General features: G+C 59.5%; 7 protein-coding genes. 6 read left to right on the top strand and 1 reads right to left on the bottom strand.

Annotated elements, in window-relative coordinates; translation table 11 throughout:
• Positions 1-172: 172 nt before the first annotated feature.
• The 5 genes from O0880_RS28045 (at position 173) to O0880_RS28025 (ending at position 6,021) form a co-directional block, all read left to right on the top strand.
• Positions 173-862 carry a response regulator transcription factor gene (locus O0880_RS28045; RefSeq protein ID WP_071326155.1) on the top strand — a complete coding sequence of 230 codons (690 nt, stop codon included), beginning with the start codon at positions 173-175 and terminating at the stop codon, positions 860-862.
• Positions 863-866: 4 nt separating this feature from the next.
• Positions 867-2,075 (top strand): HAMP domain-containing sensor histidine kinase, encoded by a 1,209-nt coding sequence (locus O0880_RS28040; RefSeq protein WP_354669913.1) that lies wholly within the window; start codon positions 867-869, stop codon positions 2,073-2,075.
• A gap of 228 nt (positions 2,076-2,303) precedes the next feature.
• Positions 2,304-2,993 carry an acid phosphatase gene (locus O0880_RS28035; protein WP_289889721.1) on the top strand — a complete coding sequence of 230 codons (690 nt, stop codon included), beginning with the start codon at positions 2,304-2,306 and terminating at the stop codon, positions 2,991-2,993.
• Positions 2,994-3,055: 62 nt separating this feature from the next.
• Positions 3,056-4,534, top strand: coding sequence for a DUF2868 domain-containing protein (locus tag O0880_RS28030; protein WP_289889720.1), 1,479 nt, complete (start codon positions 3,056-3,058; stop codon positions 4,532-4,534).
• Positions 4,531-6,021 (top strand): DUF3482 domain-containing protein, encoded by a 1,491-nt coding sequence (locus tag O0880_RS28025; RefSeq protein WP_289889719.1) that lies wholly within the window; start codon positions 4,531-4,533, stop codon positions 6,019-6,021. Before O0880_RS28030 ends, O0880_RS28025 begins: the two co-directional genes overlap by 4 nt.
• Before the next feature lies 1 nt (position 6,022).
• Here O0880_RS28025 and O0880_RS28020 read toward each other — a convergent pair whose 3' ends face one another.
• Complete coding sequence (locus O0880_RS28020; protein WP_289889718.1) at positions 6,023-6,925, bottom strand: LysR family transcriptional regulator; 903 nt, start codon at positions 6,923-6,925, stop codon at positions 6,023-6,025.
• A gap of 114 nt (positions 6,926-7,039) precedes the next feature.
• Between O0880_RS28020 and O0880_RS28015 the strand changes: the two genes are divergently transcribed.
• The gene (locus tag O0880_RS28015; protein ID WP_289889724.1) at positions 7,040-8,119 is read left to right on the top strand and encodes a tartrate dehydrogenase; all 1,080 of its coding nucleotides are present in this window, start codon (positions 7,040-7,042) and stop codon (positions 8,117-8,119) included.
• Positions 8,120-8,430: the final 311 nt, after the last annotated feature.

Here is an 8,430-nt window from a genome sequence, read left to right as displayed (position 1 = left end):
CCGAACAGGACCGTGAAACAACTTTGCGCCGATGATAGTGCTGCAACCAGTGTGAAAGTAGGTTATCGTCAGGCTTGTTATACGCAGTAGAGAAAAACCCCGCCAGTGATGGCGGGGTTTTTTCGTCTGGCGCTGTTGTTTGAGGCAGCCGAATCCATCCTACAATGGCGGTATGCGCATCCTGATCATTGAAGACAATCCCGACATCCTGGCCAATCTGTACGCCTATCTGGAACCGAAGGGTCATGTACTCGATTCGGCCATGAATGGCTACGCCGGCCTGGCCTTGCTGGCCCAGCATGAATACGATGTGATCGTGCTCGATGTCATGCTACCGGGCTTGACTGGGCTGGAACTGTGCCAGAAGTTGCGCGGTGAATTGCGCAATAGCACGCCGGTGCTGATGCTGACGGCACGCGATACGCTGCAAGACAAGGTCGCCGGCTTTGACAGCGGCGCCGATGACTATCTGGTGAAACCTTTTTCCTTGCTGGAGTTGGAAATCCGCTTGAAAGCCCTGCTGCGTCGCGCGCGCGGGCAGATGGCGGGCGCCGCCGTGCTGACGGTCGGTGAATTATGTTTTGATACGGAAAAATTTGAAGTCCAGCGTGCCGGCCAGCCATTGATCTTGACCAAGACCGGTTACACCATTCTGAAATGCCTGATGAGTGAAGCGCCCAAGCTGGTGCCGCGCGATATGCTCGAACACGAAGTCTGGGGCGATGACCGTCCCGACAGCGATGCCCTGCGCACGCACATCCATGCGCTGCGCCAGGTGCTCGATAAACCGTATGCTTTTCCCATGCTGCGCACGATTCCCGGCATCGGCTATAAATTGCTGAGTGCCGATGCGCCCGTTTAAATCTTTGAGACGGCGTATCGTTGTCGCCTATCTGCTGTTCGCCCTGGTGGCGAGCCTCTTCTTTTCCATCATTGCCGCCATCGCCGTCGAAGGTATTGAAGTGCGCCTGGTCGATGAGCGCCTGAAAGAGGTGGCGGCATGGGCGTCGCCGCGGCATGCGGCTGGCTTGTCCGTCGACATGCCCGCCGGATTGAGTTTTCATCACGCCGAGGATACGCCGCCGCCCTTGCGCGGCTTGGCGCCCGGCATGCATGAGAAAACCGTCAATGGCGTCGATCTGCACGTGCTGGTTGGCCACGATGTGCATGGCGAGTTTGTCGTGATCGACCATGCCACCGAGTATGAAAAAATCGAGCTGGTGGTGTACAGCATGTTCGCCCTGGGTTTTATCGGTTTCCTGATCTGTGCTTCGCTGCTGGGGGCTTTCATCGCGAATCGTTTGATCACACCGATCATGGCGCTGACGCATGCCGTCAAGGCAGGCCAGTCAGCGTTGCCGCTGCAGGACAGTGCCGATGAGCTGGGAATACTGGCCCGCGCTTTTGCCGCGCGTACGGCGCAGTTGACGGAAGTTCTCGACCGCGAGCGCTTTTTTACGGGAGATGTGAGCCACGAATTGCGCACGCCGCTGACGGTGATCACGGGGGCGGCGGAAATTCTGATGGAGCAAGGCGGGCGTGATCCTGTTATCCATTCCGCTTCCGAACGCATTTACCGGGCGGCACGCGAAGCGACGGATTCCGTGACGGTATTGCTGCGTTTGGCCCGCGCGCCGGAATTGCTGGAATGCGCATCGCTATCGGTCGCGGAACTGGCGCGCCAGGAGTGTCTGCGCCATCAACCGCAGACGGCCGGCAAGGCGCTTACCCTGGCTTTTACCGGCGGCGACGATTTCCTCGTTAACGCGCCGCGTGAACTGTTGAGCGCTGCCATCGGTAATCTGGTGCGCAATGCGTGCCAGTACACACTGCAGGGCGAAGTCATCGTACGCCTGGCCGGGCGCGCGCTGATCGTCGAAGATACGGGCCCTGGCTTGCCCGAAGCGGCCCGCGCGCGCTTGCTGCATCAACCGATTCCTGCCAATCTGGGCGGTTCTTCCGGCACGGGACTGGGATTGGGCCTGGTACAACGTATTTGCCTGTACCTGGACGCCACCTTGACGTTCAACAGCCCTCCTGGCGGCGGCACCGTGCTGCGCATTGATTTTCTATAAATATTGCGCGTTTGGCCCATCGTTTTAACGCGCATTTAACGCCTAGCTGACATGCATTTCATGTTGCTGCTTGTAAGGTATTCCTCAGGAGTTCGTCTTGCCACGCCGGTATTTGTACTGGCCGGCACCGTCATGTTCTCTTCATATTGACACTGTACGATGACTTCCGTGGCCGCCGTCCTTGACGTGGCCGGTCCCTTTCATATCACCAAGTAAATGTGTGCACCCATGCTGGCCAAGCTTAAACTCGTTAAAACCCCCAAAGGTATCGATAGCATCCTGATGCTGTCGGCCATGCTGATCCTCTGGATCGGCAATTACAGCAATCTCGACCTGATGCTCGCCGACAGCATGTTCGATGCCGCGCGTGGGCAGTTTGCTGGTCATCAATTCGCTCTGGCCGGTGTTTTCAATCTCGCCCTGAACGCCCTGGCTGTCGCCGTCATCGTCCTGGCGCTGTGGGATGCATGGCGCCCACTGGATTGGCCCGCATCGCGCCGTACAGCCTTGCGCGTTCTGGCGTTGTCTGCCGTGCTGGTGCCGGCCAGCATTTATCTGCTATCCGCTTTCAGTGGCGCGCCTTGCCCTGGCGATTTGCTGCGCTATGGTGGACTGGAAACGTATGCGCGCTTGCTGGAAACGCTGCCGGCTGCCGCATCCGCGACGGTCTGCTTGCCCGCCACGCAGGCGAGCAATGCCTGGTGGTTGCTGGCCTTGCCGCTCTTCTGGTTGCCGCGACAACCGCGCGTGGCCGTCGTGGTCGCCAGCTTGATGTTGCTATGTGGTTTGATGTTTGCCTGGATGCAACAATTGCAAGGCACGCAATTTTTCTCGCATACCCTGTGGTCAGCCTGGATCGCTTCTTTCCTCGTCTATCTGCTGTATAACTTGCTGAAAGCCGAGGACGCGTTGGCCTGAAACAGAAAAGTACGTCACAATCTGCCTGTCGAGTTGTCGTTTCATACAAAAACAGGAGCACCATGAACGAGCAGATTGCGAGAGAAGTGGTATTGGTCCGTGCTATCGAGACGGCCGACCAGAAAAAAGAAGTCCTCAGCGAGGATGACCGCATGTATGCCAGCCGTAGTGCGCGTGAGCTTGCTCAATGGCAAGCTTCGGGCAAGCAGGCTGAGGTGACGGGCGACGACTTCCTGCAACAGCGTTCCGAGCTGATCATCAAGCGCATCACCGAGCGCACGCCCGCCTTCGCCGCCTTCGCAAAACGCCGCAACGGCATGAAAACCCTGGCCCTGGCCTTGCCTCTGCTGGCCTTGCTGCTGGGCGCCGGGCTCGACCGCATTACGGACCCGCATCGCGTCGACCTGCTGTCGGCGCCCCTGCTGCTGATCATCGCCTGGAATGTGCTGGTTTACCTGGGCTTGCTGATCTGGCTGTGCATTCCTTCGCATTCCCTGGGCTGGCCAAAAGCGGGACTGGTACGCCACCTGAGCGTGGGCCGGCTGGCCCTGCCGCGCAAGTTGCCGCATGCCTTATCTTCGGGTTTGCTCAGTTTCATGGGCGAATGGGCGCACCTGAGCGCCAAGCTGACGGCCGCGCGCCTGAGCCGCACGATACACCTGAGCGCCGCCATGTTTGCCATCGGCGCCGTCGCCTCGCTGTATGCGCGTGGCTTCCTGTCGCAATACGCGGCCGGCTGGGAAAGCACGTTCCTGAATGCCAGCCAGGTGCATGGCCTGCTTTCGACCCTGTTTGCGCCGGCCATCGCCCTGTTTCACCTGCAAGGCTTTTCTCTGGCGGAAATCGAAGCGCTGCGCTTCCCGCAAACGACGGCCGTCGAAGGCGGTGCGCGCTGGGTGCATTTGTATGCGGCAACGATCTTCCTACTGGTGGTCGTGCCGCGCCTGATCCTGGCCCTCGTCAACAATTGGCGCGCAGCGCGTCTGGCGAAACACTTCCCGCTGGATCTGGATCAACCGTATTTCCGCAAGCTCAATGAAAGCATCGGCGTGGCCACGGGCGGCATGCTGCGCGTATTGCCTTACAGCTTTACTGTCGATGAGGCACGCCACAAGGGCCTGGGACAGATCGCGATCATGCTGTTCGGCGAGCAGGGCCGCATGATGCTGCGCCCATCGACGTCATATGGCGAGGAACCGCAGGAAGTCTTGCGCGGCACGGACCTGAATGATCCGCAAGTCAATATCACGGCCGTGCTGTTCAACCTGACGGCGACGCCGGAAAAGGAAAATCATGGCGCTTTCCTCGACTACCTGGCGCAATCGTCGGCACGCGGCATCGCCGTCCTGATCGATGAGTCCAGCTACCTCGAGCGTGCTGGCGAACAAGCGGACAATGGCGCGCGTCTGGCGGAACGAGTCGCCCTGTGGCAACAGTTCTGCCAGTTCCACAAAACCACGGCCACGCTGGTCAATTTGCTCAATCCCGCCCTGCATCCGCTCGACGCGGGTGTCGGACTGAAAGTATCGGCAGCCGCATGAGTGTGAATGTAAATAAAGACGTCCAGGAAGATGCGGCGCAGATTCAGTTTGCGCTGATCTCGCATACGAATAACGGCAAGACGACCCTGGCGCGTACTCTGGTGGGCGTGGATATCGGCGAAGTGCGCGACGCCGCCCATGTGACGGTGTTTGCGGAATCGCATACCTTGCTGGCCACGCCGCAGGGCGATGCCTTGCAACTGTGGGATACGCCCGGCTTTGGTGATTCCGTGCGCCTGCTCAAGCGCCTGGGACAGGCAGGCAATCCCATCGGCTGGTTCCTGCGCGAAGTGCTGGACCGTTATCGCGACCGCCCGTTCTGGCTCAGCCAGCAGGCGCTGCGCACGGCCAAGGATGCAGCCGACGTGGTGCTGTATCTGGTGAATTCCTCGGAGAACCCCAAGGATGCGGGCTACTTGCCGGCGGAAATGAAAATCCTTGAGTGGCTGGGTAAACCGGTGGTGGTCTTGCTCAATCAGATGGGGCCGCCACGTCCAGGAAATGAGGAACATGGCGAACAGGCCCGCTGGCGCGAGCATTTGCAGCAATACCCTATCGTGCGCGATGTCCTGGCACTCGATGCGTTCGCCCGTTGCTGGGTGCATGAACGCGTGTTTTATGAAGCGGTGGGCAAGTTGTTGCCGCAGTCACAGCAAGCCGCCTATGCGCGGTTGTTTGCCACCTGGCAAGCGCAGAATACCGCGCGTTTCCAGCAGTCCATGCACTTGCTGGCCACGCAACTGGTCGTCGCCGCGAAAGACAGCGAAGCGATAGCACCTGTTTCCAAGGGCTTGCTGAAATCGGCCTTGCAGGTAGTCGGCATCGGCAAGAATGAAGAGCAGCAACGCCAGGAAAAGGCCATGGCCAGCCTGGTGGCGCGGCTCAATACGCGCAGCGGCGAGACGACGCGTGAACTGTTGATCTTGCACAAACTTGACCCGACGGATGCGCATAAGATCAATGCACGGGTGCGCGATAATTTTGCCGTGCGCGCGCCGATCGACAAGGCGCAGGCGGGCTTGCTGGGCGCCATGATCTCCGGTGCGGCGACGGGCCTGTCGGCGGACTTGATTTCCGGTGGCTTGACCCTGGGTACGGGGGCCTTGCTCGGCGGCGTGGTCGGAGCGCTGACGTTCGCCGGTGCCGCCTGGGGTTTTAATTCGGGCACGGACCGCAACGAGCCGACGATGCAATTTACGGATGCCTTCCTGCGCACCCTGGTAGTGGCGGGCGTGCTGCGTTACCTGGCGGTAGCCCATTTTGGCCGGGGCCGTGGTAATTTTGTCGAAGGCGAAGCGCCGGCGTTCTGGCAGGAGGAAGTCGAACAGGCGGTGGCACGTCATGATGGCGCCTTGCTGGAACTGTGGAAAGACGTACGCCGTGAAAAATCTCCGGAGCTGGCGACCGAGCGCGTCTTGCCTATCATGACAACCATCGCGTCCGATACCCTGGCGCGCCTGTATCCGGACGTCGCGCGCCAGGTCTGAATCACTGGTTCCGTGCTTGCAGCCACTGTTCCAGAAATTGCACGCACACCCTGACCTTGGCCGAGTTCGACAACCGTGACGTGGTCACGGCCCATACATCGGCAGCCTGGTGATACGCGGGCAAGATACGCACCAGTTTGCCTTGCGCCAGGCTGCCCGCGACATCCCAGGCCGAGCGCAAAATGATGCCATGCCCATCGAGCGCCCATTGATGCACGATCTCGCCATTATTGGCCGACAGCGGCCCGTCGACCTTCACGGTTTCCTGTCCTTGTGGCCCCTGCAGTTTCCAGCGCCGCCCATCCTGGTCGCGTTCGCGGATGACGATGCATTGATGCTCGCTTAACTGCGCCAGGGTAGTCGGTGCGCCATGCCGCGCCAGGTAGGCGGGCGCGGCGCACAGCACGCGCTGATTGCTGGCGATGCGGTGCGCGATCAGATCCGGCTCCTGGACCACGCCGACCCGGATGTCGAGATCGAAACCTTCGCCCAGCAGGTCAACGGGGCGGTCGAGCAATTCCACCTGGATGTTCAGCTGCGGGTATTGCCGCGCCAATGCGGACAGCGCAGGACCGAGCCGGTTGCGGCCGAAGCCGGAACTGGAGCAGATGCGCAGCATGCCCTGCGGCTGCAATTTGGATTGCGCTACGGCATCGCCCATCTGCGCAACATCTTCCAGGATGCGCTGCGCCCATTGCCGCACGATGTTGCCATGATCGGTGACGCTGACCCGGCGCGTGGTCCGGTGCAGCAGGCGCGTCTGCAAGGCGTCTTCCAGCATACCGATGCGCTTGCTGACGACGGCCTTGGAAATACCCAGTTCCAGTGCCGTGGCGGCAAAGCTGGCTTTGTGGGCAACCAGGCAAAACAGGCGCAAGTCTTCCAGCAATGGTGTGTTTTTCATCAATTGGCCATGAAGTATGAATACTGGGGTTCTGAATACGCTGATTGTATTCCCATGCGGCGCTAGTATCATCGATGCATCCCATCTCTACAGGAGCTGCATGTCATGGTCACCATGGTCACCCACAGAATCGCCGTCATCGCCGGCGACGGCATCGGCAATGAAGTCATGCCGGAAGGCTTGCGCGTGCTGCGGGCCGCCGCGCAGCGTTTCAACATCGACTTGCAGTTTACGACCATGGCCTGGGCCAATTGCGATTATTACCTGGAGCACGGGCAAATGATGCCGTCGGACTGGTTTGCGCAGCTCAAGGACTTCGACGCCATTTATTTTGGCGCCGTGGGGTGGCCGGACAAGGTGCCCGACCACATTTCGCTGTGGGGATCGCTGTTGAAATTTCGCCGCGAGTTCGATGAGTACGTCAACTTGCGCCCCGTACGGCTGATGCCCGGCGTGCCGTGCCCGCTGGCAAATAAGAAGCCAGGCGATATCGACTTTTATGTGGTGCGTGAAAATACGGAGGGCGAATATTCGTCCGTGGGCGGGCGCATGTTCGAAGGCACGGAGCGTGAAACCGTGCTGCAGGAATCCGTCTTTACACGCAAAGGTGTCGACCGCATCCTCAAATATGCGTTTGAGCTGGCGCAAAGCCGGCCTAAAAAACACCTGACGTCGGCGACCAAGTCAAATGGCATCGCGATCAGCATGCCGTTCTGGGATGAGCGGGTGGAAGCGATGGCGCCCGAGTTTCCCGATGTGCGCTGGGATAAATACCATATCGACATTCTGGCGGCCCGTTTCGTGCTGAGTCCCGAGCGTTTCGACGTGGTGGTGGCGTCGAATCTGTTTGGTGACATCCTGTCCGACCTTGGCCCGGCGTGCACGGGCACGATCGCCATCGCGCCGTCGGCGAATATCAATCCGGAGCGTACTTTCCCTTCTGTGTTTGAGCCGGTACACGGTTCCGCCCCCGATATCTATGGCCAGAATATCGCCAATCCGATCGGCATGATCTGGTCGGGCGCCATGCTGCTCGATTTCCTCGGCAATGGCGATGCCCGTTACACGGCCGCGCATGATGCGATTGTGCGCGCCATCGAGCAGGTGCTCGAGCACGGACCACGCACGCCGGACATGGGCGGCAGCGCCAGTACGACCGATGTCGGCGTGGCGGTTGCAGACTTGCTGAAATAAAGCTTGCCGCCCGTGGGTGGCTTTGCTATAGTTCGCCTCCCCAATGAGACGCAGTCAAATGCGGCTTTGAGGATCACCGGAAACGGCGATGCAGTAAAAAGAAGGTGTTGACGATTGTGCTGAAATGCTTCATACTCTTCCTTCTTCGCAGCTGACAAACACAACGCTTTGTCGATAGCGCGAAAGCTGTAACCGAATACAGTTCTTTAACAATTAACAGTCGATAAGTGTGGGCATTTGATGTAAGTGCAGCGCTGCGTAAGCAGCGTCAAACTTAAAATATCAAATGTTCACAAGAAATAATGAAATAG

Origin of the sequence: Janthinobacterium sp. SUN118, assembly GCF_030397695.1 — a bacterium.
Lineage (GTDB): Bacteria > Pseudomonadota > Gammaproteobacteria > Burkholderiales > Burkholderiaceae_D > Janthinobacterium.
Note: the sequence above shows the minus strand (reverse complement) of the source record. Positions and strands in the feature narration are given on the sequence as shown.

What these genes read in the sequence shown, in the direction of transcription:
- O0880_RS28045 (WP_071326155.1), top strand. Translation starts at nt 173, where the DNA reads ATGCGCATCCTGATCATTGAAGACAATCCCGACATCCTGGCCAATCTG.
- O0880_RS28035 (WP_289889721.1), top strand. Translation starts at nt 2,304, where the DNA reads ATGCTGGCCAAGCTTAAACTCGTTAAAACCCCCAAAGGTATCGATAGC.
- O0880_RS28030 (WP_289889720.1), top strand. Translation starts at nt 3,056, where the DNA reads ATGAACGAGCAGATTGCGAGAGAAGTGGTATTGGTCCGTGCTATCGAG.
- O0880_RS28025 (WP_289889719.1), top strand. Translation starts at nt 4,531, where the DNA reads ATGAGTGTGAATGTAAATAAAGACGTCCAGGAAGATGCGGCGCAGATT.
- O0880_RS28020 (WP_289889718.1), bottom strand. Translation starts at nt 6,925, where the DNA reads ATGAAAAACACACCATTGCTGGAAGACTTGCGCCTGTTTTGCCTGGTT.
- O0880_RS28015 (WP_289889724.1), top strand. Translation starts at nt 7,040, where the DNA reads ATGGTCACCCACAGAATCGCCGTCATCGCCGGCGACGGCATCGGCAAT.